Consider the following 25,389-nt stretch of genomic DNA (forward strand, 5'->3'; position numbering starts at 1 on the left):
CGCTGCCGGCTTCCCGTCGAGGACGACAGCCGGCGGGCCGGCCTGGGCGTACGCGGTGTCACGGTGTCGCTGGGCCACGCCGGCGCCTCCGGGCGTCGATGAGCATCTCCTGGACGTTGCGCAGCGGCTGCCCGTCGGGGCCGGTGCTGTGCCGGGTCCAGTTCCCGTCCGCCGCCAGGTGCCAGGACGAGGTGTCGTCCGACATCCCCGTCTCCAGCAGGCGGTTGAGGGTGGCGCGGTGGGCCGGGTCGGCGACCCGGACCAGCGCCTCGATGCGGCGGTCGAGGTTACGGTGCATCATGTCCGCGCTGCCGAGCCAGACTTCCGGTTCGCCGCCGTTGCCGAAGGCGAACACCCGGGAGTGCTCGAGGAACCGTCCCAGGACGCTGCGGACGCGGATGTTCTCCGAGAGCCCGGCGACGCCCGGCCGGACCGCGCAGATGCCGCGCACCCAGATGTCGACGGGCACGCCGGCCTGCGAGGCGCGGTAGAGGGCGTCGATGATTCCCTCGTCGACGATGGAGTTGAGCTTCATCCGGACGTACGCGGGACGGCCGGCCCGGTGGTGGCCGATCTCCTCCATGATCCGGGAGACCAGGCCGTCGCGGAGGTTGCGGGGCGCGACCAGCAGCCGGTTGTAGACCTCGCGGCGCGAGTAGCCCGACAGCCGGTTGAACAGGTGCGACAGGTCCGCGCCGACCTGCGGGTCCGCGGTGAGCAGCCCCAGGTCCTCGTAGAGCCTGGCCGTCTTGGGGTGGTAGTTGCCGGTGCCGACGTGGCTGTAGCGGCGCAGTGTGTCGCCCTCCTGGCGCACCACGAGCGACAGCTTGCAGTGCGTCTTCAGCCCGACCAGGCCGTAGACGACGTGGCAGCCGGCCTCCTCCAGCTTGCGGGCCCACTTGATGTTGGCCTGCTCGTCGAAGCGGGCCTTGATCTCGACGAGGACGAGGACCTGCTTGCCCGCCTCGGCCGCGTCGATGAGCGCGTCCACGATGGGGGAGTCGCCGGAGGTGCGGTACAGCGTCTGCTTGATCGCCAGCACGTCCGGGTCGGCCGCCGCCTGGTCCAGGAACCGCTGGACGGAGGTCGAGAAGGAGTCGTACGGGTGGTGCAGCAGCACGTCGCGCTCGCGCAGCGCCGCGAAGATGTCGGGCGCGGAGGCCGATTCGACCTCGGCCAGGTCGCGGTGGGTGCCGGCGACGTACTTGGGGAACTTCAGCTCCGGCCGGTCCAGCCCGGCTATCGCGAACAGCCCGGTCAGGTCGAGCGGGCCGGGCAGCGGGTAGACCTCGGTGTGCTTCATCTTCAGCTCGTGCACGAGCAGGTCGAGCACCCGGGGAGCAATCGATTCTTCCACTTCGAGGCGCACCGGCGGCCCGAAGCGGCGCCGCATCAGCTCGCGCTCCAGGGCCTGGAGCAGGTTCTCGGTGTCGTCCTCCTCCACCTCCAGGTCCTCGTTGCGGGTGACCCGGAACATGTGGTGGTCCAGGACCTCCATGCCGGGGAAGAGCTCCTCCAGGTGCGCGGCGATGACGTCCTCCAGCGGGACGTAGCGCTGCGGGCTCGCTTCGAGGAAGCGGGAGAGGATCGGCGGCACCTTCACCCGGGCGAAGTGCTCGTGGCCGGAGACCGGGTTGCGCACGACGACGGCCAGGTTCAGCGACAGGCCGGAGATGTACGGGAAGGGGTGCGCGGGGTCGACGGCCAGCGGGGTCAGCACGGGGAAGATCTGCTGCCGGAAGAGGGTGAACAGGCGGGCCTGCTCCTTCTCCGTCAGCTCGGCCCAGCGGATGACGTGTATGCCCTCGTCGGCGAGCTGCGGGGCGATGTCGTTCTGGAAGCAGGCGGCGTGCCGGGCCATGAGTTCCCGGGACCGGGTGAGGATCAGGTCCAGCACGTCGCGGGGCTGCAGGCCCGAGGCCGAGCGGGTGGCGACACCGGTGGCCATGCGGCGCTTGAGGCCCGCGACCCTGACCATGAAGAACTCGTCGAGGTTGCTGGCGAAGATCGCGAGGAAGTTGGCCCGTTCGAGGAGCGGCGTGGCCGGATCCTCGGCGAGTTCCAGCACGCGCTCGTTGAACGCGAGCCAGCTGCGCTCCCGGTCCAGGAACCGCCCCTGGGGGAGGTCGCCGTCGGGATCGCCGTCGGCCGTGGAGCCCAGGACGGCCTCCACGTCGGAGACGAGCTGGGGGCGGAAGGGGGTCGGGACCTTCGCCGCCCCATTGGGCTGTCCGGGAACACCGGGCTGATTCATCGAGGCCATGGAGTAAGAGCCCTCCTCCGGTTCCGGCACGTCGAACACGTCGTACGGCTTGCCGGGCGCCCTCGGGGAGCGCCCTGGAGCCGTCCGTCCATTGTCCCGTGTCGCGCGGGAAAGCGGCAGGTCGGGCGGTGGGGGGTGCTGCGACCCAGGGGGAGGGCCGGAGGAACTGGCGGCCGGCTGCATTCCGTGATGCTCGCAAGCCTGTCTGAATCAGCGGTAACGAGAACATGACGGGCCGGAATGCGGGGGGCGACCCCGGGGTGCACAAAGTTGCATTACCGGCTCGGAACGATTCCGGTCCGGTGTCGGGTGGCCCGCCCGCCCCGCGGTGCGCTAGCCGCGCCCCACGGGCCGCGGTCCGAGGCGCTCAGCTCTCCGTGCGGTACATCAGGTCGGTCTCGTGGGTCGTGAAGCCCAGCCGCTCGTAGACGGTGACGGCCGGGACGTTGTCCGCGTCCACGTAGAGCATCGCGGTGGGCAGCTTCTCGGTGTCGGCGAGGTGGTGCAGGCCGATCGCGGTGAGCGCCTTGCCCAGGCCGCTGCCCTGCTCGTCCGGGTGCACGCCGACGACGTACACCTCGCCGAGCCGGTCCTCGCGGTGCACCTTCGTCCAGTGGAAGCCGACGATGTCGTCCCCGCGGACGGCGAGGAAGAAGCCCGCCGGGTCGAACCACGGCTCGGCCTTGCGGTCGTCCAGGTCGCGCTGGGTCATCGAGCCCTGCTCGGGGTGGTGGGCGAACGCGGCGGCGTTCACCGCGAGCCAGGCGGCGTCGTCCTGCCCGGGCACGAAGGTCCGTACGGTGACGCCCGCGGGGATCACCGGCTCCGGCAGCGCGGGGCCGCCGTCGAGCGGCCGGCGCAGCTGCCGCAGCTCCCGGAAGAGGCTCAGCCCGAGCTGCAGGGCCAGGTGCCGGGCGGCCGGGTGGCCGCCGTGCGCCCACACCCGCAGCCGCCGGCCGCTGGCCGCGAGAAGCGCCCGGCCGAGCGCCCGGCCGTGGCCGTGCGCCCGGCGGGTGGTGCTGATGAGGAACTCGGCGGCGGGCGGCTCGACCGGGTCGGCGTCCTCGAGCTGCCCGTAGCCGACGAGCTCGTCGCCGACGTGCACCAGCAGGTGGTGCACGCCGGGGCGGGCGCCGCCGCGCAGGTTGAGCCGGCCCTGCTCGGAGACGGCCCACTGCCCGTCGCTCGCCGCCGCCTCGCCGAGCAGCGTGAGGACGTCCCGCGCGGTTCCGGACGGCAGCGCGTCCACGGTCTCGATGCGGCGGGTGGACGGGCTGGGCTGCGCGGCGTCGGTCATGAACCCGAGCCTACGACCCGGCGATCGGGGATTTCATCCCGACCGCGTCCGGGGACGGCGCCGGCTGCGGGGAGTCGCCGGGGCGCGGGTCCTTCGCGCCGGCCACCGGGTCGCGTCCGGGGACGAGGACGGCCGCCGCGCAGGCGGCGGCGCCCGCGACGGCGAAGCCGGGCCAGTAGCCGGCGCCGGTGATCAGCGCCCCCATGGCGGGCGGCACCAGGGCGGCCGTCAGGTTCTGGCCGGTGTTGTGGATGCCCAGGGCGCGGCCGGACCAGGCGGGCCCGGCGCCCTCGGCGGTGGCGGTGAAGGACAGGCCGTTGGTGCTGGCCGTGATGCCGATCGCCAGGATGAGGGCGACGTCGGTGAGGGGGGAGGGGAAGGCGGCGGTCAGCGCGGTGGCGCCGATGACGGCCGCCGTGATCAGAGCGAGCTGCCGCATGGGCCGCATCCGGCTGCCCACCCGGTCCGACCAGCGGCCCACGACGATCCGCGAGACCGCGCCCAGCCCCTGGCCCACCGCCACCAGCTGCCCGGCCGCCACCGGCGACCAGCCGCGCGCGTCGACCAGCAGCACCAGCGCGAAGGCCCCCGCCGTGAACTGCGGGACGACCAGCAGCGCGCCGGAGCCGTGGATGCGCCACAGCACCCGCGACCCGCGGTACGGGTTGCCGGTGCGGACCGCCGTGCCCTTGGCGGCGCGGGCCGGGTCGGCGGCGAACACGGCGATCAGGACCGCGATCACCCCGCAGAGCACGGCGACGAACGCGATCGCGCCCCGCACCCCGTACGCGGCGGCGATCGGCGGCATGGTCAGCGCCGCCAGCGCCATCCCCAGCGGGGTGGAGGTCTGCCGGATGCCCATGGCCAGCCCGCGCTCCCGGACCGAGAACCAGCCCATCACCAGCCGCCCGCTCGCCGAGTAGACGGAGCCGGAGGCCGCCCCCGCCAGGACGAGGACCAGACCGAACGCGCCCATGGAGTGGATCGTCGCGGCGGCCCCGAGCAGCACGGCCGCCAGCCCCAGCCCCGAGGCGATGACGACGCGCTCGCCCCAGCGGTCGGCGGCGGCCCCCCAGGCGATCAGGGCCAGCACGAGCCCCGCCGTCGGGCAGGCGGCCAGCAGGCCGACCTGGGTGAGGGTGAGGTGCTCGGCGGAGCGCAGCTCGTCGGCGAGGGACGGGATCGCGTAGACGAACGCGCAGGCGGCGGTCTGCGCGGCGGTTCCCAGGGCGAGCATCAGCCAGCGCAGGGCCGACGGTGGCTGCCGCGTCGGCTGTGATGGTTGTGACGGCTGTGGTGGAGGGGAGTCGGACGTCGGCATCGCTGGGTGCGCCTCCTCGGTCGGTGGTGGACACAACTATGACGCCGGGTCTGCATGATGAGACAGCTTGTTTCGGATAGTGGGACAGGAGATTGGCGGCGCCGGCTCGGCGCCCGGCCGGAATCCGTCGGTTGTCCGGCCGATGTTCCGCCCGAGGTCCGCCCGGACGCCGGAGTTTCGCGAGTCGATATCAGGTTTTAACCCTCGAACGCCTGTCGCGCTACGCGCGTTGACCTTAGGCTCCCCAAAATCGGCCACATCCGGACGGCTCTTTATCCTGAGGACGCAGAGGGAACCCATGTCTCTGGCACGTAGATTGACCGCCGCGGCCGCGGGGCTCGCGGCCATCGGCGCGCTCGCCGCCGCCGCTCCCGCACACGGCGGCCACGGCCACGGCGGCCACGACAGCCGCACCGTGGACCTCCAGCTGCTCGCCCTGAACGACTTCCACGGCAACCTGGAGCCGCCCGCCGGCTCCTCCGGCCGGGTCACCGAACTCCAGCCCGACGGCACCACGAAGACCGTCGACGCGGGCGGCGTCGAGTACCTGGCGTCGAGCCTGCGCACCGCGCGCGCCGGCCACGACCGCTCGCTCACCGTCGCCGCGGGCGACATCGTCGGAGCCAGCCCGCTGATATCCGGGCTCTTCCACGACGAGCCCAGCGTCGAGGCGATGAACAAGCTCGGCCTGGACGTCACCGGCGTCGGCAACCACGAGTTCGACGAGGGCAAGGCCGAGCTGCTGCGCCTGCAGAACGGCGGCTGCCACCCGACCGACGGCTGCTACGAGGAGGGCCGGAAGTTCAAGGGCGCGGACTACTCGATCCTCTCGGCGAACGTCGTCAACGAGACGACCGGCAAGCCGCTGCTCGCGCCCTACTCGATCCAGAACGTCAAGGGCGTGCGGGTCGGCTTCATCGGCGTCACGCTCAAGGGCACCCCGAACATCGTCTCCGCTGCGGGCGTGAAGGGCCTGAAGTTCCTCGACGAGGCGGAGACGATCAACAAGTACACCAAGGAACTGAAGCGCAAGGGCGTCAACGCCGTCGTCGCGCTCATCCACGAGGGCGGCGTCCCGGCCTCGCCCGCGTACAACTACGACTGCGACGCCGGCGGCGCCGGTACCGGCCTGTCCGGTCCCATCGTCGACATCGCCAAGAAGACCTCGGCCGACGTGGACGCCCTCGTCACCGGCCACACCCACAACGCCTACGTCTGCACCATCCCCGACCCGGCCGGCAACCCGCGCCTGGTGACGAGCGCCTCCTCGTTCGGCCGGCTCTTCACCGAGCTGGACATGAAGTACGACCGGCGGACCCAGGACATCGTCCGCACCTCCGTCAAGGGCTCCAACCACGTCGTGAACCGCGTCCAGCCCAAGGCCGCGGACCTCACGAAGCTGGTCGACCACTGGCGCGCGCTGGCCGCCCCGGTGGCCAACCGCACCATCGGCTACATCAGCGCGGACATCAAGGCGAACGACGCCGACGGCAACGAGTCGCCGCTCGGCGACGTCATCGCGGACGCGCAGCTCGCCTACGGCAAGACCCTCGACCCCAAGACGGCCATCGCCCTGATGAACCCCGGCGGCATCCGCACGGACCTCGTCTACGCGCCCTCCGGCACCGAGGGACCGGGCGTCGTCTCGTACGGGGAGGGCTTCGCGGTCCAGCCGTTCAGCAACACGGTGAACCTCGTCGACCTCACCGGCGCCCAGCTCATCACGGCGCTGCAGCAGCAGGTCAGCGGATCGAACCAGGCCTCGCCGAAGATCCTCCAGGTCTCGTCGGGCCTGACGTACACGCTCGACCTGACGAAGACGGGCGCGGACCGCGTGGTCGCGTCCACCGTCAAGCTCGGCGGGGTCGCGATCGACCCGGCGGCGACGTACCGCGTCGCGATGAACTCGTTCCTCGCCGGCGGCGGGGACGGATTCGCCGCGCTCGGCGCCGGTAAGAACCCGGTGGTGGGCGGCGACGACCTGGCGGCCCTGAACGCCTACCTGACCGCCAACTCGTCGGCGGCGGCCCCGCTGGCGCCTCCGGCGGCCGACCGGATCACGGTCGTGAAGTAGCCGCTACGGCATTGCGGGTGGGGGGTCGGGGCCGGTGGCCCCGGCCCCCCTTCCACGTTTCTACGGTGCGGCCCGCGCCGCCACCGCCGGCGGGGCGGTTGCCGCGCCCGGGAGCCGGACGGACGCCACGGTGCCGCCGCCGCCCGCCGGGCGCAGGCTCACCTCACCGCCCGACTGCTGGACGGTGCGGGCCACGATCGACAGCCCCAGACCGCTGCCGGGCAGGCTGCGGGCGGACGGCGAGCGCCAGAAGCGCTCGAAGACGTGCGGGAGTTCGTCCTCCGGGATACCGGGGCCGTGGTCGCGGACGGTCAGCAGACCGTGGTCGAGGCGTACCTCGACCGAGCCCGCCGGCGGGCTGAACTTCACCGCGTTGTCCAGCAGGTTCACCACCGCGCGCTCCAGCGCGACCGGCTCCGCCCGCACGAACCAGGGCGCCAGCTCGGCCCTGATCGTCAGATCGGGCCCCCGGAGCCTGGCCCGCTCCAACGCGGCCTCCGCGATCTCGTGCAACGCCACCACCTGCAACGTCGGCGCCGCATCCGGCCGCGACAGCTCCTGCAGATCGCCGATCAGCGCCGCCAGCTCCGTCATCTGCGCCTTCACGCTCGCGAGCAGCGCCTTCCGGTCCGCCGGAGGGATCGGCCGCCCGGCGGCCTCGCTGCGCTCCAGCAGTTCGATGTTGGTGCGGAGGGAGGTGAGCGGCGTGCGCAGCTCGTGCCCGGCGTCCGCGATCAACTGCTGCTGCCGGTCCCGCGAGGACGCCAGCGCGGCCGTCATCGCGTTGAAGGACTCCGACAGCCGCGCGATCTCGTCCTCCCCCTCCACGGGAATCCGGACACTGAGGTCCTCGGTCCGCGCGATGTGCTCCACGGTCTCGGTGAGCCGGTCGACGGGGCGCAGCCCCGCGCGGGCGATCAGCAGGCCGGCGCCGCCGGCGCCGAGTACGCCGACGCCGGCTACGGCGAGGAGCACCCAGGCGAGGGTGGAGAGCGGGTCGTCGATCGTGCTCAGGGGCTGGGCGACGGAGACGGCGATACCGCGCGCCGACATACCCGGGGGGCTCTCGAGCTGGCTGGTGACGACCCGCATCTCGGTCCGGCTGCTGTCAGCGGTCGTGGTGTTGTGGACCGAGGAGCGCTGGGTGCCCTTCACCACCGCCAGGTCGCCCTCCTGAACGGTGAGCTTGGCTTTGCCGGGGTACGTGCAGGTCTGCCCGTCGCCGTAGACGATCTGGATCGTGTACGGCGTGGGCTGGGCGACCACTTGCGAGGACGGCGAGTCGCACGCACGGATCAGGTCGCGCGCGAGGTTGTTGCCCACCTTGACCAACCGCAGGTTGGTGTCCAACTGCTCGGTCAGCTGCTGGCGTGTGATCAACCAGCAGGACAGTGCCACCGCCGCCACCGCCACCGCCACCGCGGCCGCGGTCAGGATCGCCAGCCGGGAGCGGAGCGGCAGCCGTTTCATGACGTGCCGCCGTCCGGTGCACGTAGGGCGTAGCCGACGCCTCGGACGGTGTGGACGAGGCGGGGGAGGCCGTCGATCTCGGTCTTGCGGCGGAGGTACATGACGTAGACGTCGAGGGAGTTCGAGGACGGCTCGAAGTCGAAGCCCCAGACGGACTTGAGGATCTGCTCGCGCGTCAGGACCTGGCGCGGGTGGGCGAGGAACATCTCCAGGAGGGTGTACTCGGTCCGGGTGAGTTCGACGGGGCGGCCGGCGCGGGTGACCTCGCGGGTGGAGGTGTCCATGCGGAGGTCGGCGAAGGTGAGGGCGTCGTCCGCGTCGGCCGCGGCCGACGCGGCGGCGTAGGAGCTGCGGCGCAGCAGGGCGCGCAGCCGGGCGAGGAGTTCGTCGAGTTCGAAGGGCTTGACGAGGTAGTCGTCGGCGCCCGCGTCGAGGCCGGTGACGCGGTCGCCGACGGTGTCCCGGGCGGTGAGCATCAGGATCGGCACGGTGACACCCGTGGCGCGCAGCCGGCGGGCGGTGGTGAGGCCGTCCATGCGGGGCATCAGGACGTCGAGGATGATCGCGTCCGGCTGGTAGCCGCTCACCTGGTCGAGGGCGGCCATGCCGTCGGCGGCGATGGCGGTGTCGTACCCCTCGAACGCGAGGCTGCGCTGCAGCGCCTCGCGGACGGCGGGTTCGTCGTCGACGATCAGAATGCGGCTGGTCTCGCCGTTCTCGCCGGGGCTCATGGGGGTCTCGACCTCGTGGTGGTGAAGGGGCGTGGGGACGGGTATCAGCCTCGCACGGCGGCGGGTCGGCGGCGTGCGGAGGCGCGTCGGGCGGGTGCCGGGGTGGCGACCTCGGCGGCACGGGGCGGCTGCGGGGCGGAGGCCAGCGGCATCCCGAGCGGCAGGTCGAGGTCGGCCGGCCCGGTGCGGACCGCGCCGTGGGCGGCCGGGGCACCCGCCCCCCAGGAGACGGCGGCGGCGAGCGCGTGCCGGGCGCGGTTGACGTTGACGGTGATGGTGCTGGTCATGATGCTGGTCATGGGTGGTGCCTCCCCTGGTCGGAACGCGGACGCGGACGCGAACTGCGGACTGCGGACTGCGGACCCGCGGAGCGCAGGTCAGCTGCCGCTGCCCCCGCTGCGCAGCGAGTCGAGGTCGGCCTTCACGGTGTTGATCGGGATGGAGAAGCCGAGGCCGACGCTGCCGGCGCTGCTGCCCGATGAGCCGGACGAAGCGGCCGAGTACATCGCGGAGTTGATGCCGATGATCTCGCCGTTCATGTTGATCAGCGCGCCGCCGGAGTTGCCCGGGTTGAGGGAGGCGTCGGTCTGGATGGCCTTGTAGGTGGTGGTGGAGTTGCCGGTGTCGCCGTTGTACTGGTTGCCGCCGAACTCGAACGGCCACTGCCCCGAGCCGCCGCCCTGACCCTGGCCCTGGTTCTGGCCCTGGCTCTCGTCGGTGGAGACGGTCACGTCGCGGTTGAGCGCGGAGACGATGCCGCTGGTGACGGTGCCGGTCAGGCCCTCGGGCGAGCCGATGGCCACGACCTGGTCGCCGACGGCGATGCCGTCGGAGTTGCCGAGCTTGGCGGCGGTCAGGCCGCTCGCGTTGTCGACCTTGATGAGTGCGAGGTCCTTCTTGGCGTCCGTGCCGACGACCTTGGCCGTCGCCGTCCTGCCGTTGCTGTAGGTGACCTTGATGCTGCTCGCGCCGGCGATGACGTGGTTGTTGGTGACGATCTCGCCGTCGCTGGTGATGATCACGCCGGCGCCGGTGGACTGGCCGGCGGTGGACGTCGCGCCGATCTCGACGATGCTCGGGCTGACGGCGGCGGCCACGCCCGCCACGCCCGTCTTGCTGGAGCTGGCGTTGACGGCGGAGGCCGCGGCGCTGACGGGGGAGTGCGAGGTGGTGTTGCCGATCAGCGCCGCCGTTCCGCCGCCGACGACGCCGGACGCGATCGCGACTGCGGCGAAGAGGGCGATCGGCTTGCGCACCTTGCGCCGCGGGGCCGGGACGGGGGAGGGGCCGGGTGAGGGCTGGGAGCCGGGCGGCGGCGGGGGGTAGCTCCCGCCGTGACCGCCGCCGGCCTCGGGTGCCGGGGGTGCCTGGTGGGCCGCGTGCGCTCCGCCGGGCCACACGGTGACCCCGGGGTCCGTCGTCACGGGCTGCTCCGGCTCGTACGCCGGAGGGGGCGGGTAGGCCGCGTTCGGGTCGTAGTCGCTGTTGCCGCGCTGTGTGTGATCGGTCATGTCACTGACTCTGCGGCGGCAAGATGAGAGCTTGCTGAGCGCCCGCTGAGAAGCCCGACAGAAGTAGGTATGACCGATATAAAGGCCGGCGGCCCCCGGTGGGTCCGGCGTTTAGCGGGCGCCTACTGGCAGCCGCAGGAGGCCCTGACGACCAGCCGGGACGGGAACTGCCGCAGCCGGTCGCGGCGGGTGCCGTTGACGCGCAGCGACTCGTCCAGGACGAGGTCCACGGCGGCGCGGGCCATCGCCTCGCGGTCCGAGGCGACCGTGGTGAGGGGCGGGTCGGTGAGGGCCGCCTCCTTCACGTCGTCGAAGCCGGCGACGGCCAGCCCGCCCGGCACGTCGATCCGCAGCTCGCGCGCCGCGCGCAGCACGCCGATCGCCTGGTCGTCGGTGGCGCAGAAGATGGCGGGCGGCCGGTCGGGGCCCGCGAGCAGCCCGAGGGCGACCTGGTAGGCGTCGTAGCGGTTGTAGGGGGCCTGGAAGAGCCGGCCCTCGATGGAGCGGCCGGACTCGCGCATCGCCCGCCGCCACCCCTCGACGTGGTCGGTGACGGGGTCGCCGAGGACCGGGGTCTTCTCGGTGCCGCCCAGGCACGCCACGTACGCGTGGCCGTGCTCCAGCAGGTGGCGGGTGGCGAGCTGCGCGCCGCCGATGTCGTCCGTGACGACCGCGTACTCGTCTATCGCCTCCGGCCGCTCGTGCAGCAGGACGATACGGGCGTCCCACGCCTCTATCTCCGCGGCGGCGTTCGCGCTCGGGCCCTGGCTGATCAGGATCAGCCCGGAGACCCGCATGCCGAGGAAGGCGCGAAGGTAGTGGATCTCGCGGTCGTCCAGGTAGTCGGAGTTGCCGACGAGGACCATTTTTCCGCGGTCGGAGGCCGCCTGCTCGACCGCGTGCGCCATCTCGCCGAAGAACGGCTGACGGGCGTCGGGGACGATCAGGCCTATGAGGTCCGTGCGGCGGCTGGCCATCGCCTGGGCCACGCGGTCCGGGCGATAACCAAGCTGCGCGATGGCCGCCTGCACCCGCTCGCGGGTGGCCGGGGCGACCGGCCGGGGTCCGTTGTTGATGACATAGCTGACGACGGCGGTGGACGTACCCGCCAGCCTGGCCACATCGTCACGCGTCACCTTTGCCACGGGCCGCAGTCTACGCGGGTCCACCCCGTCTGCTACGCGGATCGGTCGGCGCCCGCACGCGCTCGGGCCTGAGCCTGGGCCTCGGCTTGCGCCTGGGCCTGGGCCTGCGCCTTCGCGGCTTCCTCGGCGGCCCGCTCGACCTTCTCCGGGGTGACGAAGCGGTAGCCGACGTTGCGGACGGTGCCGATCAGGGACTCGTGCTCGGGGCCGAGCTTCGCGCGCAGCCGCCGGACGTGGACATCGACCGTCCGGGTGCCCCCGAAGTAGTCGTAGCCCCAGACCTCCTGCAGCAGCTGCGCGCGGGTGAAGACCCGGCCCGGGTGCTGCGCGAGGTACTTGATCAGCTCGAACTCCTTGAAGGTCAGGTCCAGGACCCGGCCCTTGAGCTTCGCGCTGTACGTCGCCTCGTCGACCGACAGGTCGCCGTTGCGGATCTCCATCGGGCTGTCGTCGACGCCGATCTGCTGGCGGCCCATCGCGAGCCGCAGCCGCGCCTCGACCTCGGCGGGACCCGCCGTGTCGAGGAGCACGTCGTCGATGCCCCAGTCGGCGGTGACGGCGGCGAGGCCGCCCTCGGTGACGACCAGGACCAGCGGACAGCCGGGACCCGTGGAGCGGAGGAGCTGGCACAGCGAGCGGACCTGGGGCAGGTCGCGGCGGCCGTCGATCAGGATGACGTCGGCCCCCGGGGTGTCCACCAGGGCCGGTCCTTCGGCCGGTGCGACACGGACGCTGTGGAGCAGCAGTCCGAGCGCGGGAAGTACTTCGGTGGACGGCTGGAGCGCGTTCGTCAGGAGCAGGAGAGAACTCACCGGCCACTCCTGACGATCGTCCGGCGGTGCTGCACGCTTTGCTTGCCCATTTGCGAACCCTCCTCGGTCCCTGCGAGGACGTACCTGGTGAAGCGGTGTCTCGAAAAGCGGCGTCTCAGTATGCGGTCGGAAAAGCAGGTTCAGAAAGCACGAAAGGACCCGGGGGCGACGTTGCCCAGGTCCTCTTCCCCAGGAGAATAGCCCACATGGAGAGCGTCAGTGAGTCCCCGAACGGGCCTTTGTGTGTTTCATCGATCACTTCGGGTGGACACCGTGCGGTTCTGTTGACGGAGGACGGCGTACGAATCGAGGCCGAACACCGGCCGTCGGACGGCGGAACTTCCGCCGGAGGGGGCGGGCCGTACGAGGGCTGCGCCATCGTCGTGGCGCACGGCTTCACCGGTGCCCTGGAGCGGCCGGCGATCCGCCGGGCGGCCGAGGTGTTCGCCGAGTTCGCGGGCGTGATCACGTTCTCGTTCCGGGGCCACGGCGGCTCCGGCGGCCGGTCCACCGTCGGTGACCTGGAGGTTCTCGACCTCGACGCGGCCGTGGGGTGGGCGAGGCGCCTGGGGTACCGGCGGGTGGTCACGGTCGGTTTCTCGATGGGCGGCTCCGTCGTGCTCCGGCACGCGGCGCGGCCCGCGCAGGCGCTCGAAGGGCGCACGGAAGCACCCTCCGGCGGACGCCGGCTGGGCGGCGCCCCGGACGCGGTCGTCGCGGTGAGCGCGCCGGCGCGCTGGTACTACCGGGGGACGGCGCCGATGCGGCGGCTGCACTGGGTGGTCACCCGTCCCACCGGCCGACTCGTCTCACGCCTCGGACTGGGGACCCGGATCCACCCGCACGAGTGGGACCCCGTGCCGCTCTCCCCGATCGAGTCCGCGGCCCTGATCGCCCCGACGCCGCTGCTGATCGTGCACGGCGACCGCGACGCGTACTTCCCGCTCGACCACCCCCGGTCGCTGGCGGGCGCGGCGGGGGAGGCGGCCGAGCTGTGGATCGAGCCCGGGTTCGGCCACGCGGAGAACGCGGCCGACGACGCCCTGCTGCGCCGCGTCGGGGCCTGGCTCGGCACGGTCTGACCGGCCCCGCGCCGGGGCTCACATCCCGGCCTCCGGTCGGGTGTCATCATGGACGGCGGCTGTACCTCACAGGAGCCGCAGGGCCCGGTGAGACCGCGAAGACAACGACAAGGAACCGCTATGGCGGCAAGCGACATCCAGGGGAGGCCCGCCCCGGGAGCCGGCACGATCCGCTACTGGGCCGCGGCCAAGGCAGCGGCCGGCACGGCCGAGGAGCCCTACCGCGCCGCGACGCTGGCGGAGGCGCTCGCCGCCGCGCGCGAACGGCACGCGCGGCAGCCGGAGTTCGCCCGCGTGCTGCTGAGGTGCTCGTTCCTGGTCGACGGCGACCCCGTCGGGACCCGCGACCACGCGGGTGTGGCCCTGGCCGACGGCGGCACCGTCGAGGTCCTTCCGCCGTTCGCGGGTGGGTGACATGACCTCCTCCGACTGGAACCAGAACCAGAACCAGCACCAGAACTACGACCCGAACGCGTACGACCCGTACGCGGAGCCGTGGCCGAACCAGCAGCAGCCGCAGCAGTCCCAGGGGCAGCAGTACGGCGGCGGCTACGGGGAGCCCGGCTACGGGGAACCCGGCTACGACGCTCCCGCGCGGCAGCCGTACGGCGACCCGAACGGCATCCCGCAGGCCCCGCAGCCCCAGTACGACCAGTACGGGCAGCAGGGACAGCACGGCCGGCACGGGCAGCAGTACCCGTCGTCGTCCTCGTCCTCGTACGACCCGGCGCGCGAGGGGGACCACACCGCCGTGCTGCCCGCGATCGACGAGTTCCCCGCGCAGTCCGCCCAGCCCGCGCAGTCCGCCCGGCTCGCGCAGGAGGCAGGCGCGGGCGGCCAGGAGCCGCGTGCCGGTGGCAGGCGGGCCGCCCGCGAGCGGGCCGCGGCGCCCGCCGCCGGGCAGCGCACCGGCTCGCCGATCATCGCGCCCGGCATGCAGCCGGCCGCGCTGACCGCCGTCCTCGCCCTGCTGATCGCGGGCGCGGCCGTCGTCGGACGCCCCGGGCTCGCGCTCGTGGTGGCGGTCCTGCAGGCGGTCACCGCCGCCGGCTGGTTCCGGCTCAACGGGATGTGGCCGGCCCGCCAGGGCATCGTGCTGGCCTTCCTGGCGGGCGTCACGGCCGACGTCGCGCTGCTCGCCACGGACGGCGACAACGTGACCGCCGTGGTCGCCGGCACGCTGGGGGCGTGGCTGCTGCTGGTCCTCGTGCTGCAGATGCGCCACCGCGGGACGACGGACGAGCGGCTGTCCTCGCTGACGGCCACCTCGGTGTCGACGCTGATGACCGTCCTGGCCACCGGCTTCCTCGCGGTCGCCTGGACACCGGGCGGCAGCGACCCGGTGGTGGTCGGCGCGGTGGCGGTCGCCGTCGCGACGCTCGCCCGCGCCCTGCCGCTGCCCGGCGTCGCCTCCGTCGTGGTGGCCGTGCTGGCCGCCGCGGGCAGCGGTGTCGCCACCGGCCGGCTGACCGACCTCGGCACCCAGGGCGCCCTGCTGGGCCTGGCCGCCGGTGCCTGCGCCGTCATCGGGCTGCGCGTCGCCAGCTACGACTTCCCGTCGCGCTTCGTGCACTTCACGGCGGGGGTCGCGCTGCCCCTGACGGTCGCGGCACCGGTCGTGTACGTGCTGGGCCGGGTCCTCACGGGCTGACGCGACGCCCCGGCGCTCCGGGCTCCGGGCCCGGCGGGCCGCTGTCACAACCTCTCGACAAACGACAGCGGTCCGCCCGGGCACCGGGGGCAGGCGGTTAGTGTCGATCGACCAGCCTGAACCCGGGGAGAGCAATGCGAGCCGCACGGATCCTTCTGATCGTCCTCGTCGTCCTCGGCGGGCTCTTCGTCGCGGTCGACCGCATTGCCGTGTCCATCGCCGAGGACAAGGCGGCCGACCGCGCCCGGTCGACCCAGGGGCTGAGCTCGAAGCCCGACATCTCGATCAAGGGCTTCCCGTTCCTGACGCAGGTCGCGTCGGACAAGCTGGACGACGTCAGGATCACCGCGCACGACATCCAGGCGGGCACCGGCTCCGAGCGGCTGCGCATCGAGAGCTTCACCGCCGACCTGCGCGGTGTGAACCTCTCCGGCAACTACCAGCGGGCGGTCGCCGACACGGCGGACGGCTCGGCGTTCATCACCTACGCGGACCTGACGGCCGCCGCGCCCGAGGGCGTCACGGTGGCGTACGGGGGCGAGAGCAAGGACGGCAAGGGCAAGGTCAAGGTGACGGGCAGCGTCACCGGCGTGCCGCTGCTCGGCACGGTCAAGAAGAGCGTCAACAGCGTGGTCAGCGTCGAGAAGGGCAACACGGTGCGGCTGCACGCCGACGTGATCCCGGGTGTCGACTCCATCCCCGGCCTCGACAAGCTGATCCGCGACAAGATCGACTTCACCCGGAGCCTGGTGGGGCTGCCCGACGGCATCACGGTCCAGTCGGTCGTGACGACCCCGAGCGGCATCTCGGTGGCCGCCTCCGGGACGAACGTCGTTCTCGCGGGCTGAGACGGCGACGTCCGCACCGCAGTCAGAAACATCGCCCGAGCGCCCGCCGGGCCCGCCGCACAAGGGCCGACCCCATTCGTGTCCCAATATTCGGACAATCTTGTCTCGGTATATGACACGCTGGTGACACTTCTGGGGAGGTTTCCCTACGATCGGGGTCATGAAGCGACAGGCGGATCTCACGAAGCGGCGGGCAGTCGACCTGTGCCGCGTCGCCGCCAGTCTCTGTCGCATGCCCTAGGGGCGGCAGCCTTCTACGTACCGGACCAGGCCCGACGGCCGTCCGCGTACGCCTGCCTCCCCGGCGTTCCTCGCACATTCTGCGCAATGCCGCGCCCCGTCTTGGCGCATCCGTACTGCCCCGGAGGAGAACAAAATGAGCCGCAGTGACGTCCTTGTGGACGCCGATTGGGTCCAGAACCACATCGACGACCCCAAGGTGGTGATCGTCGAGGTGGATGAGGACACCGCGGCGTACGAGAAGAACCACATCCGCAACGCCGTGCGCATCGACTGGAAGTCCGACCTTCAGGACCCGGTCCGCCGCGACTTCGTCGACCAGGCCGGCTTCGAGGCCCTGCTGTCGGCCAAGGGCATCGCCAACGACGACACCGTGGTCCTCTACGGCGGCAACAACAACTGGTTCGCCTCGTACGCCTACTGGTACTTCAAGCTCTACGGCCACGACAGCGTCAAGCTGCTCGACGGCGGCCGCAAGAAGTGGGAGCTCGACTCCCGCGACCTGGTCGCCGAGGTCCCCCAGCGGGCCACGACCACGTACAAGGCCAAGGAGCAGGACACCTCGATCCGCGCGTACCGGGACGACGCCGTCGCCGCGATCAACACCCTGAACCTGGTCGACGTCCGCTCGCCCGACGAGTTCTCGGGCAAGCTGCTCGCCCCGGCCCACCTCCCGCAGGAGCAGTCGCAGCGCCCGGGCCACATCCCGAGCGCCCGCAACATCCCGTGGTCGAAGAACGCCAACGACGACGGCACCTTCAAGTCCGACGAAGAGCTCACCAAGCTCTACCAGGACGAGAACGTCGACCTGGCGAAGGACACCATCGCGTACTGCCGCATCGGTGAGCGCTCCGCGCTCACCTGGTTCGTGCTGCACGAGCTGCTCGACCAGCCGAACGTCAAGAACTACGACGGCTCGTGGACCGAGTACGGCTCCCTCGTCGGCGTCCCGATCGAGCTCGGCGCCAACGCCTGAGTCCGGTTCCAGACCCGTTCCAGACCACCCCTCAAAGGATCAGACATGTGTGGAGCAAAGGCCGGCGGCCCGGACTTGGCAGGAGTTGACGTGGCGAGCGAGACGATCATTCAGGGTTCCGTGACCCGCGACGGCGAGCCCATCAGCGGCTACGTCCGTCTGCTCGACGGCGGCGGCGAGTTCACCGCGGAGGTCCCGACCTCGGCGACCGGACAGTTCCGCTTCTTCGCCGCCCCCGGCACCTGGACGCTGCGCGCCCTCGTCCCGGGCGCCACGGTGGACCGTACGGTCGTGGCCCAGCAGGGCGCGGCGGCCGACGTGGCCATCGCGGTCTGAGGTCCGCGATCTGACCTGACACCTGGTACCCGGTAGCTGATACCTGGCAGGTGACCGGTGGCCGCCGGGGCCGTCCCCCCGGCGGCGACCGGACGAGCGGCGAAGGGCCGCACCCTCGGGTGCGGCCCTTCGCGCTGTCCGGACGCGGGGCCCGGACGTACCGTGGAGGCATGTACGCGCGCCGGCGTCGCCACTGGTACTTCGCCATGATGGGCAGCTGCATCCTGCTGTTCGTGCTGGCCTGGGCCGTGGTGCGGCTGTGGTCGGTGCCGGCCGCCGTCGCGATGTGCGTGATCGCGATGGTGATCCCGCCGTTCGCCGCGATCGTCGGGAACCGGCGCGAGCCGGGCGACTTCTGGGACGACCCGGCCGACAGCTGGCTGGAGGACGAGCCCGCGGACGACTCCTGGGTGCGCGACGAGGAGGCGGCGCGGGCGAGGGCGGCCGGGAAGCGGCCGGAGGGCGGGGACGCCGGCAAACCCTGAGCGGGAGGCGGCGGGGAACGGCTAGTAGACGAGCGCCTGCACGCCGTCGGCCATGGCCTCCTGCACGAAGACCTGGGCGCCCGCGATGCGTACGCCCTCGATGACGTCCTTCTCCCCGATGTCCCGGCGGGCCGCGCACTGCGTGCACAGCGTGATGCCGCCGCCGGCGAGGATTCCGTCGATCAGATCCGGCAGCGGTGCGGCGTGCGGGAGTTCGAACTCGGCGGCGCGCCCGGGGAGCGCGAACCACGCCGCCTCGCCGGTGAGCCACAGCGAGACCTCCACACCGCTGGCCACCGCGACCGCCGCCACGGTGAACGCCTGCGAGCAGCGCTCGGGCGCGTCCGCGCCCGCTGTCACCTTGAGCACGAGCTTCTTCGCCATGGGCACCAGGCTAGCGGTTCTGCTGCCGACCTCATGTGCCCCACGAGCCCCAACTGTGTCCCAGGTCACGGCAAAAGGATTGTGGGCTCGCCGTGTCGGCTGGACATAATGCGGTTCCACTCACAATGCGACACGCGTGCGAGTGTTGCGCTGTTGTGTTTGTGCCCGGGGGGGCTTCCTGTGGAACCTGTACGCCGTCGAGGCGCCGTCATCGCCGCATCCGCCGGAGTCGGCATGCTCGCGCTGGTCGGCGTGACCGCCGGACTCGTGGTCGCGCTCGGTTCCTCGTCCGGCCACGCCGACGAGGCCGCTCCGGCGTCCTCGGCCCCGACGTCCGCCGCGCCGACCGCCGCGGTGACGGGCACCCCCAGCGCGGCACCGTCCGGGTCCGCCACCTCGACCGTCAAGGGCCAGGTCAGCCAGGGCTCGCACACCGGTGACCTGCGCTTCTTCCTGCTGGCGCCGCCGAAGGACGCCGAGGTCTACGGCGACGAGGCGGGCAGCCCGCTCACCGCCGCCGAGATCGCGAGCACGGCGTCCGACGAGGCCGAGATGAAGCGCGCCCTGAGCGAGTACGGCTTCAAGGGCGCCGCCTTCCGCACGTACCTCACCGCCGGCGGCGGCGCCGAGGTCACGGTCAAGCTGAGCCGCTTCGCCGACCCGGCCTCGGCCGCCGGGTACTACAACGCCCACTACTACGAGGGCACCAAGCTCACCCTGACCGGCGGCTACCCGGCCCGCGCCTACCACCTGAAGTCCGCCTCCTCGGAGAGCACGGACTCGATGCTGGCCATCTCGTACCAGGGCGACGTGCACATCACCGTCACCGTGACCGGCGGCAGGACGGTGGAGCCGAAGCTGCTCCAGTCCCTGCTGGACGCGCAGTACCAGCACCTCAAGACCGGCCGCTGAGCCCGGTCCTCCTCCCTCATTGCTTCTTGCTCTTCTCGCACCACCCACGTGGAGACCACCATGTCCGAAGACACCCCCGCGCCCACCCCCGAGCCACCACCGGAAGCGTTGCCGGTGGACCCCGGGCCCGTGCCCGAGCCGACGCCCGAGCCCGAGCCGACCGCCGAGCCGACGCCCGAGCCAGGGCCGGCGCCCGAGCCCGTGCTTGAGCGCAAGCCGCGCCGCCGTGGCCGCACCACGCTGCTGATCGCCGCGGCGGCCGTCCTCGGCGTCCTCGCCGGCGCCGGCACCGGCTACAAGATCCAGCAGGACCGCCCGGAAACCCCCCTCCCGCCGCTGGCCCAGCCCAAGCTGGTCCAGCCGGCGGGTGCGGCGCCGGCGTCCGCCCCGCTGACGGCCGCCGACGACCACCTCGTGAAGGTCGACGGCGACCTGCGCAAGCTGCTGGTGGAGCGGCCGAAGGGCGCGAAGGAGCCGGAGTATCCGATCGGTTCCGACGGCTGGTCGGTGCTCGCGGACTTCGCGGATTCGTTCAAGTCCCCGGACCACATGTTCGTGGAGATGGCAGGCAACGGGTTCCGGCGGTCCGCGGTCACGGCTTGGGAGGGCGACAACCACACTGTCACCGAGGTCCGGTTGATCCAGTTCCGCGACGACACGCGGGCGTTCGCCGTCGAGATGCTGCGCGACCAGCAGGAGTACATGCCAGACGCCGACTACGCGGCCAACGAGGGGACGGCGATCCCCGGAGACCTCGACGGCCGGGTGTGGGTCTACTCCGAGCCGGAGACCAAGGAGGGCTACGAGCCCGTCTACACGGCACGAGGGCTGGCCCGGCGCGGGAACATCGTCATGGAGGTCCAGATCTACTCGATCAAGCCGATCAGTACCGCCACCATCCTGGATGTCTCCAAGCGGCAGCTGGAGCGACTGTGAGCGACGAGGAGAACCCCGTGGTCCCCGAGCCGCAGATCGAGCCGCAGGTCGAGCCGCAGGCGGAGATCGAGTCGCAGCCGGAAGCGGTCCCTGAGCCCGGGACGGCTTCCTTGCCCAAGTCGCGCCGCGCGCTCGCGCTCGGCATCGCCGCCGCGCTCGTCGCCGTGGCGGCCGGCGGCGGGATCGGCTACGCCGTGCTGCGCCACGACGACTCGGCGGACAGGAACGCGGCGGCCGAGCCCTGGAAGGCCCCGGCTCCGGTCAGGACCGGCGAGTTCGGCGCGCTGTCCGGAGGCAGCCACTACGGCCGCCTCGGAAAGCTGCTGCTCCCGATGCCTGACGGCTACGTAGCGGGCCCCGACGTCCACGAGTTCGGCAACGACGTCGAGTTGGACGGCAAGCAGGCCGCGTCGATGATGAAGGAGACCGTCAGCGGGCTGCCCAAGAAGAACCGCAAGGCGGTCGAGAAGGCCATCGACGCCCTGCTCCTGCAAGGCGCGGGCATGCGCACGTACACGGGGGACGACGGGTCCTACGTCGTCGAGATGCATATCGTGCAGATGAAGAACAAGCAGGCCGCGGCCGACCGGACCCAGTACTTCGACGAGTTCACGAAGGCGCTGGGGGTCTTCCGCAACGGTCCGCGGATCGCGGGCCACGACAAGGCGCGCTGTGTGCTGCCCCCGACGAAGCCGGGGGAGAAGCTCGACGAGATGACCTGCCAGGCCACCGAAGGCGACCTGCTGGTGACGATGGACGTGACCGGCACCGTGCCGCTGCACAAGACCGAGGCGGCGGAACTGCTCAAGCAGCAGCTCGACCGTATCCAGGACCCGGGGGTGGCGGCATGACCGACCAGTCGATCGCACCGCAGGACGAGAAGCCGCAGGACGAGAAGCCGCAGGACGTGGACCCGCAGGGCGCCGAGCCCGCGGGACAACCCCACCCCGAGCAGCAAGCCGAGCCCGAGCCCGCGCCCGTCCCCGTCGCCGCCGCGCACCTTCCGCCGGTGCCGCCCCTCCCCGCGGCTCCGCCGCCGGCGGACGCCTGGGCGGCCTCCGTCCCCGTCCTCCCCGTCGAACCGAAGAAGCCGCGCCGCGTGCTGCGCGCGGCCTTGCGGTGGACGGCTGCTGTGCTGGTGTTCGGTGCGCTCGGTGGTGGGGCGGCCTACGGGATCACCCAGCCCGAGCGGACCGAGATCCCCGGGCTGAAGACGCCGGACGACGGCCGGTGGGAGTATCAGCCGCTGGCCCTGCCCAAGCTGCCCGCGGGCAAGCCGGCCGCGTTCGACACGGAGCACAATCCCGGCGGCCGGCACTACGCCGACGTGCGCTCTCTCCTGCTGCCGCTTCCCGAGGGCGCCAAGCCGGACCCGGCCTTCCCCGGAGAGAAGGGCTGGCTGCCCACCGACCGGTACCTGAAGCTGTACGCGGAAAACGGCCGGGTGCTGCAGGGCGGATACCTCGCCAAGGAGGGGCTGCGCCACATCGCGGCCCGCGCCTGGACCATGCCGGACGGCACGCGCGCCGAGGTCTACCTGCTCCAGTTCGCCACCTCGGCCTACAGCGACCGCTACCGCGTCGACGCGGCCATCACCTCCCTGGAACTGGCACCCAGCATGGCGGGCGACCTCGGCTCCCAGACGGCGGCGAGCGAGGGAGGGCCGATCACGTACGCCTTCGAGGGGAGGAACAGCACGAGCAGCATGAAGGTGCGCTACTCGTACATCGCCGCAGGCGACACCTTGGGTGTCGTCGTCCTGTCCCACGCCGGTGCGATGCCCGCCGTGCCGTTCCGCCAGGCGATCACGTTGCAGGCCCAGCTCCTGGGCTGAGCGGCCGCTCCGAGGGCCATTCGGGCCCGTCCCGGCCCGCCGCGGCCGCGGGGACGCACCTCACAGCGCCGTCCCCGTGGCCGCGGACTAGACTCGTCCCCGGTCCATTACCGCCTGCCTGCCCGAGGAGCACACTCGTGCGTATTGAGTACATCTTCGACGCCTTGCTCATCCTGGTCTGCCTCGGCGTCGCCGCGTTCTCCGTCTTCGCGGTGGCGAAGCTGTACCAGGGCCAGCGCTGACCTCGGACGCACGGACAACGGAACAGGGCACCACACCATGATCGAGATCCCGTCCGACCTTCACCCGGACCTCGTCCCGCTCGTCTTCCTCCTCGGCAGGTGGGAGGGCGCGGGCGTGTACGACTTCCCCGGCGCCGAGAAGTGCAATTTCGGGCAGGAGGTGACGTTCAGCCACGACGGCCGCTCCTTCCTGGAGTACACCTCCCGCACCTGGGTGCTGGACGCCGAGGGCAAGAAGCTGCGCCCGCTCGAGAACGAGAGCGGCTTCTGGCGGATCGGCAAGGACCGCAAGGTCGACGTCACCGTCACCCGTGACGAGGGCGTCATCGAGATCTGGACCGGCGAGCTGGCCGACCAGAAGCCGCAGATCGACATCGTCACGGACGCTGTCGCGCGGCTGCCCGAGGCCCCGGAGTACTCCGGCGGCAAGCGGCTCTACGGCTACGTCAACAGCGACCTGATGTGGGTCGGCGAGAAGGCCACCCCGGCCGTGACGCTGCGCCCGTACATGTCCGCGCACCTGAAGAAGGTCGTGGACCCGCGGGAGTGGGCGAAGGACCTCAAAGACCTGCCCGACGACGGGATCGCCTTCTTCAAGTAGCCCCTGGCGTCTTCGAGCGGCACCTGGGGAGCCCGTACGCCGTCTGCCCGCGGGCAAGCGGCGTCCGGGGGCCGCGGCTCTACACTGGGGGCTGTGGTGACCACCGACTGGAAGAGCGATCTGCGGCAGCGCGGCTACCGGCTGACCCCGCAGCGGCAGCTTGTCCTGGAGGCCGTGGACGCTCTGGAGCACGCGACTCCGGACGAGCTGCTCACCGAGGTGCGCAGAACCGCGTCCGGAATCAACATCTCCACCGTCTACCGGACGCTGGAGCTGCTGGAGGAGCTGGGCCTGGTCAGCCACGCCCACCTCGGGCACGGCGCCCCGACGTACCACCTCGCCGACCGGCACCACCACATGCACCTGGTGTGCCGGGACTGCGACTCCGTCATCGAGGCCGACGTGGCGCTCGCCGCGCCGCTCACCACGGGGCTGCGCGAGGCCTTCGGCTTCGAGACGGACATGAAGCACTTCGCGATCTTCGGCCGCTGCGCCGCCTGTACCGCGAAGGCTTCCGCCGCCGAGTCGTAGGCTTATCGCCATGACCGTCACGTCGAAGAGCCCCTTGCTGTCCCTTCCCGGTGCCGTCCCCGCGGAGGGGCCGGACGAAGGGGTCGCCGGACACTACGGCGACCTGTTCCGTGAACAGCGGGCCCTCGCCGACGGGACGGGCTTCGTGGACCTGTCGCACCGCGGTGTCATCACCGTCAGCGGCGAGGACCGGCTCGCCTGGCTGCACCTGCTGCTCACCCAGCACGTCGAGAAGCTGCCCCCGCACCACGCGACCGAGGCGCTGGTCCTGACCGCGCACGGCCACATCGAGCACGCGCTCTACCTCGTGGACGACGGTTCGACGACCTGGATCCACGTGGAGCCCGGTACGCAGGGCGCGCTGCTCGCGTACCTGGAGAGCATGAAGTTCTTCTACCGGGTCGAGACGGCCGACGCCTCCGAGCAGTACGCGGTCGTGTACCTGCCCGCGGGGGCCATCACGGCCGTCCCGGAGGGCTGGGGCGTCCGCGAGACGGCGTACGGCCGGGACGTCTTCGTGCCGCGCGCCGAGCTGGAGTCCTTCGCGGCAGGCGCGGGCCGGCCGATCGGGTCGCTGTCGCTGGAGGCGCTGCGGATCGAGGCGCACCGGCCGCGGCTGGGCCTGGAGACCGACCACCGCACCATCCCGCACGAGCTGGGCTGGCTGGAGACCGCCGTCCACCTGCAGAAGGGCTGCTACCGGGGCCAGGAGACGGTCGCCCGCGTGCACAACCTGGGCAAGCCCCCGCGCCGCCTGGTCTTCCTGCATCTGGACGGCAGCGAGGTGAAGCTCCCGCCGCACGGGTCCCCGGTCCGTATCGCCTCCGAGGGCGCGGAGAGCCGGCAGATCGGCTTCGTCACGTCCTCGGCCCGGCACTGGGAGCTTGGCCCGATCGCGCTGGCGCTGGTGAAGCGCAACACGGCGGTCGACGCGACGCTGCTGGCCGACACGACGGTCGCGTCGCAGGAGGTCGTCGTCGCGCCGTAGCCCGTCCGGCGGGATCAGAGGTCGATGACCACCGTGAACGGGCCGTCGTTCGTCAGCGCGACTCTCATGTCCGCGCCGAACCGGCCCGTTTCCACGTCCGCGCCCAGGTCGCGCAGCCGCTTCACCACCTCGTCGACGAGCGGCTCGGCGATCTCGCCGGGCGCGGCGGCGTTCCAGGTGGGGCGGCGCCCCTTACGGGCGTCACCGTAAAGCGTGAACTGGCTGATGACGAGGAGCGGGCCGCCGATGTCCGAGCAGGACTTCTCGTCCGGCAGGATGCGCAGGCTCCACAACTTGCGGGCCAGCTGCGCCGCCTTCTCCGGGGTGTCGTCGTGCGTCACCCCCACCAGGACGCACAATCCCGGGCCGGTGATCGACCCCACCGTCTCCCCGTCGACCACGACACTGGCTTCACTGACCCGCTGGGCAACCGCTCGCATATGGCCATTGTCCCGTGCATGTGCCAACACCACTCGCACGGGTGAGGGGGCGCACGCGACCGCAGGTCGTACGCCCGGTTGGGCGCCAAGCACGCCCGCCGTCGGGGCCGTTCGGGTGCAGAGTCGCTGCGGGGTGTCCACGGGCAGTGGGACCATCGAACTCTGGTCGGCTCCGGCCGCGACGAGGGGACGACAGGAATGACCACACCCGGCACTGGAGAGACCTCCGGTACCACCGCACCGATCGCACCGACCGCGTCCATCGAGAAGGGCCATCAC

27 protein-coding genes are annotated in these 25,389 nt (G+C 71.9%); 16 read left to right on the forward strand and 11 right to left on the reverse strand.

Translation table 11 applies throughout. The features are described 5' to 3' along the window. Positions 1 to 58: 58 nt before the first annotated feature. The 3 genes from ABZ721_RS16900 to ABZ721_RS16910 all read right to left on the reverse strand — a co-directional run bounded on the left by ABZ721_RS16900 (position 59) and on the right by ABZ721_RS16910 (position 4,881). Positions 59 to 2,446 carry an RNA degradosome polyphosphate kinase gene (locus ABZ721_RS16900; RefSeq protein WP_358789383.1) on the reverse strand — a complete coding sequence of 796 codons (2,388 nt, stop codon included), beginning with the start codon at positions 2,444 to 2,446 and terminating at the stop codon, positions 59 to 61. 184 nt (positions 2,447 to 2,630) lie between these two features. After that, positions 2,631 to 3,560, reverse strand: coding sequence for a mycothiol synthase (mshD, locus tag ABZ721_RS16905; protein ID WP_358789384.1), 930 nt, complete (start codon positions 3,558 to 3,560; stop codon positions 2,631 to 2,633). A 10-nt stretch (positions 3,561 to 3,570) separates the two neighbouring features. Next, on the reverse strand, positions 3,571 to 4,881 hold the full coding sequence (locus ABZ721_RS16910; RefSeq protein WP_358789385.1) for an MFS transporter: 1,311 nt from the start codon (positions 4,879 to 4,881) through the stop codon (positions 3,571 to 3,573). Between the two features lie 298 nt (positions 4,882 to 5,179). On the opposite strand from ABZ721_RS16910, the gene ABZ721_RS16915 reads away from it, so the two are divergent. Beyond that, positions 5,180 to 6,955, forward strand: a complete 1,776-nt coding sequence (locus tag ABZ721_RS16915; protein WP_358789386.1) for a bifunctional metallophosphatase/5'-nucleotidase — start codon at positions 5,180 to 5,182, stop codon at positions 6,953 to 6,955. Positions 6,956 to 7,015: 60 nt separating this feature from the next. Here the strand turns inward: ABZ721_RS16915 and ABZ721_RS16920 are convergent, their stop codons facing one another. From ABZ721_RS16920 to ABZ721_RS16945, 6 genes are all read right to left on the reverse strand, one after another. Further along, complete coding sequence (locus tag ABZ721_RS16920; RefSeq protein WP_358789387.1) at positions 7,016 to 8,425, reverse strand: HAMP domain-containing sensor histidine kinase; 1,410 nt, start codon at positions 8,423 to 8,425, stop codon at positions 7,016 to 7,018. Then, positions 8,422 to 9,156, reverse strand: coding sequence for a response regulator transcription factor (locus tag ABZ721_RS16925; protein WP_358789388.1), 735 nt, complete (start codon positions 9,154 to 9,156; stop codon positions 8,422 to 8,424). Before ABZ721_RS16925 ends, ABZ721_RS16920 begins: the two co-directional genes overlap by 4 nt. Before the next feature lie 44 nt (positions 9,157 to 9,200). After that, on the reverse strand, positions 9,201 to 9,455 hold the full coding sequence (locus ABZ721_RS16930) for a hypothetical protein (protein WP_358789389.1): 255 nt from the start codon (positions 9,453 to 9,455) through the stop codon (positions 9,201 to 9,203). Between the two features lie 78 nt (positions 9,456 to 9,533). Beyond that, the gene (locus ABZ721_RS16935; protein ID WP_358789390.1) at positions 9,534 to 10,667 is read right to left on the reverse strand and encodes a trypsin-like peptidase domain-containing protein; all 1,134 of its coding nucleotides are present in this window, start codon (positions 10,665 to 10,667) and stop codon (positions 9,534 to 9,536) included. Positions 10,668 to 10,789: 122 nt separating this feature from the next. Next, on the reverse strand, positions 10,790 to 11,812 hold the full coding sequence (locus ABZ721_RS16940; RefSeq protein WP_358789391.1) for a LacI family DNA-binding transcriptional regulator: 1,023 nt from the start codon (positions 11,810 to 11,812) through the stop codon (positions 10,790 to 10,792). A gap of 32 nt (positions 11,813 to 11,844) precedes the next feature. Continuing rightward, positions 11,845 to 12,624, reverse strand: a complete 780-nt coding sequence (locus ABZ721_RS16945) for a response regulator transcription factor (RefSeq protein WP_358789392.1) — start codon at positions 12,622 to 12,624, stop codon at positions 11,845 to 11,847. 206 nt (positions 12,625 to 12,830) lie between these two features. Here ABZ721_RS16945 and ABZ721_RS16950 point away from each other — a divergent pair, with 206 nt between their 5' ends. The 8 genes from ABZ721_RS16950 to ABZ721_RS16985 all read left to right on the forward strand — a co-directional run bounded on the left by ABZ721_RS16950 (position 12,831) and on the right by ABZ721_RS16985 (position 18,242). Then, complete coding sequence (locus ABZ721_RS16950; RefSeq protein WP_358789393.1) at positions 12,831 to 13,706, forward strand: alpha/beta hydrolase; 876 nt, start codon at positions 12,831 to 12,833, stop codon at positions 13,704 to 13,706. A 120-nt stretch (positions 13,707 to 13,826) separates the two neighbouring features. Beyond that, a complete protein-coding gene (locus tag ABZ721_RS16955) occupies positions 13,827 to 14,120 on the forward strand; it encodes a MoaD/ThiS family protein (RefSeq protein WP_358789394.1) in 294 nt (97 codons plus the stop codon). Position 14,121: 1 nt separating this feature from the next. Then, the gene (locus ABZ721_RS16960; protein WP_358789395.1) at positions 14,122 to 15,357 is read left to right on the forward strand and encodes a hypothetical protein; all 1,236 of its coding nucleotides are present in this window, start codon (positions 14,122 to 14,124) and stop codon (positions 15,355 to 15,357) included. Between the two features lie 134 nt (positions 15,358 to 15,491). Then, positions 15,492 to 16,205: a DUF2993 domain-containing protein gene (locus tag ABZ721_RS16965; RefSeq protein WP_358789396.1), complete on the forward strand. Its 714-nt coding sequence runs from the start codon at positions 15,492 to 15,494 to the stop codon at positions 16,203 to 16,205. 160 nt (positions 16,206 to 16,365) lie between these two features. Beyond that, complete coding sequence (locus tag ABZ721_RS16970; protein WP_358789501.1) at positions 16,366 to 16,446, forward strand: Ms5788A family Cys-rich leader peptide; 81 nt, start codon at positions 16,366 to 16,368, stop codon at positions 16,444 to 16,446. 135 nt (positions 16,447 to 16,581) lie between these two features. Further along, entirely contained in the window at positions 16,582 to 17,421 is an 840-nt protein-coding gene (locus tag ABZ721_RS16975) for a sulfurtransferase (protein ID WP_358789397.1), read from the forward strand. A 45-nt stretch (positions 17,422 to 17,466) separates the two neighbouring features. Next, positions 17,467 to 17,757 carry a DUF1416 domain-containing protein gene (locus ABZ721_RS16980; protein ID WP_138354054.1) on the forward strand — a complete coding sequence of 97 codons (291 nt, stop codon included), beginning with the start codon at positions 17,467 to 17,469 and terminating at the stop codon, positions 17,755 to 17,757. A 170-nt stretch (positions 17,758 to 17,927) separates the two neighbouring features. After that, a complete protein-coding gene (locus tag ABZ721_RS16985; RefSeq protein WP_358789398.1) occupies positions 17,928 to 18,242 on the forward strand; it encodes a DUF3099 domain-containing protein in 315 nt (104 codons plus the stop codon). A gap of 21 nt (positions 18,243 to 18,263) precedes the next feature. Here ABZ721_RS16985 and ABZ721_RS16990 read toward each other — a convergent pair whose 3' ends face one another. Further along, entirely contained in the window at positions 18,264 to 18,626 is a 363-nt protein-coding gene (locus ABZ721_RS16990) for a DsrE family protein (protein ID WP_358789399.1), read from the reverse strand. A gap of 234 nt (positions 18,627 to 18,860) precedes the next feature. Here ABZ721_RS16990 and ABZ721_RS16995 point away from each other — a divergent pair, with 234 nt between their 5' ends. The 7 genes from ABZ721_RS16995 to ABZ721_RS17025 all read left to right on the forward strand — a co-directional run bounded on the left by ABZ721_RS16995 (position 18,861) and on the right by ABZ721_RS17025 (position 24,670). Beyond that, positions 18,861 to 19,538 (forward strand): hypothetical protein, encoded by a 678-nt coding sequence (locus ABZ721_RS16995; RefSeq protein ID WP_358789400.1) that lies wholly within the window; start codon positions 18,861 to 18,863, stop codon positions 19,536 to 19,538. A 60-nt stretch (positions 19,539 to 19,598) separates the two neighbouring features. Further along, positions 19,599 to 20,474: a hypothetical protein gene (locus ABZ721_RS17000; protein ID WP_358789401.1), complete on the forward strand. Its 876-nt coding sequence runs from the start codon at positions 19,599 to 19,601 to the stop codon at positions 20,472 to 20,474. Next, entirely contained in the window at positions 20,471 to 21,325 is an 855-nt protein-coding gene (locus tag ABZ721_RS17005; protein WP_358789402.1) for a hypothetical protein, read from the forward strand. Before ABZ721_RS17000 ends, ABZ721_RS17005 begins: the two co-directional genes overlap by 4 nt. Then, complete coding sequence (locus tag ABZ721_RS17010) at positions 21,322 to 22,308, forward strand: hypothetical protein (protein ID WP_358789403.1); 987 nt, start codon at positions 21,322 to 21,324, stop codon at positions 22,306 to 22,308. The genes ABZ721_RS17005 and ABZ721_RS17010 overlap by 4 nt, the downstream gene beginning before the upstream one ends. A 279-nt stretch (positions 22,309 to 22,587) precedes the next feature. After that, complete coding sequence (locus ABZ721_RS17015) at positions 22,588 to 23,151, forward strand: FABP family protein (RefSeq protein WP_358789404.1); 564 nt, start codon at positions 22,588 to 22,590, stop codon at positions 23,149 to 23,151. 93 nt (positions 23,152 to 23,244) lie between these two features. Next, positions 23,245 to 23,682, forward strand: coding sequence for a transcriptional repressor (locus tag ABZ721_RS17020; RefSeq protein WP_358789405.1), 438 nt, complete (start codon positions 23,245 to 23,247; stop codon positions 23,680 to 23,682). A 10-nt stretch (positions 23,683 to 23,692) separates the two neighbouring features. After that, positions 23,693 to 24,670 carry a folate-binding protein gene (locus tag ABZ721_RS17025; RefSeq protein ID WP_358789406.1) on the forward strand — a complete coding sequence of 326 codons (978 nt, stop codon included), beginning with the start codon at positions 23,693 to 23,695 and terminating at the stop codon, positions 24,668 to 24,670. A gap of 14 nt (positions 24,671 to 24,684) precedes the next feature. Here the strand turns inward: ABZ721_RS17025 and dtd are convergent, their stop codons facing one another. Beyond that, the gene (dtd, locus tag ABZ721_RS17030) at positions 24,685 to 25,110 is read right to left on the reverse strand and encodes a D-aminoacyl-tRNA deacylase (protein ID WP_358789407.1); all 426 of its coding nucleotides are present in this window, start codon (positions 25,108 to 25,110) and stop codon (positions 24,685 to 24,687) included. Positions 25,111 to 25,389: the final 279 nt, after the last annotated feature.

This window comes from Streptomyces sp. NPDC006733 (genome assembly GCF_040636125.1).
Classification (GTDB): domain Bacteria; phylum Actinomycetota; class Actinomycetes; order Streptomycetales; family Streptomycetaceae; genus Actinacidiphila.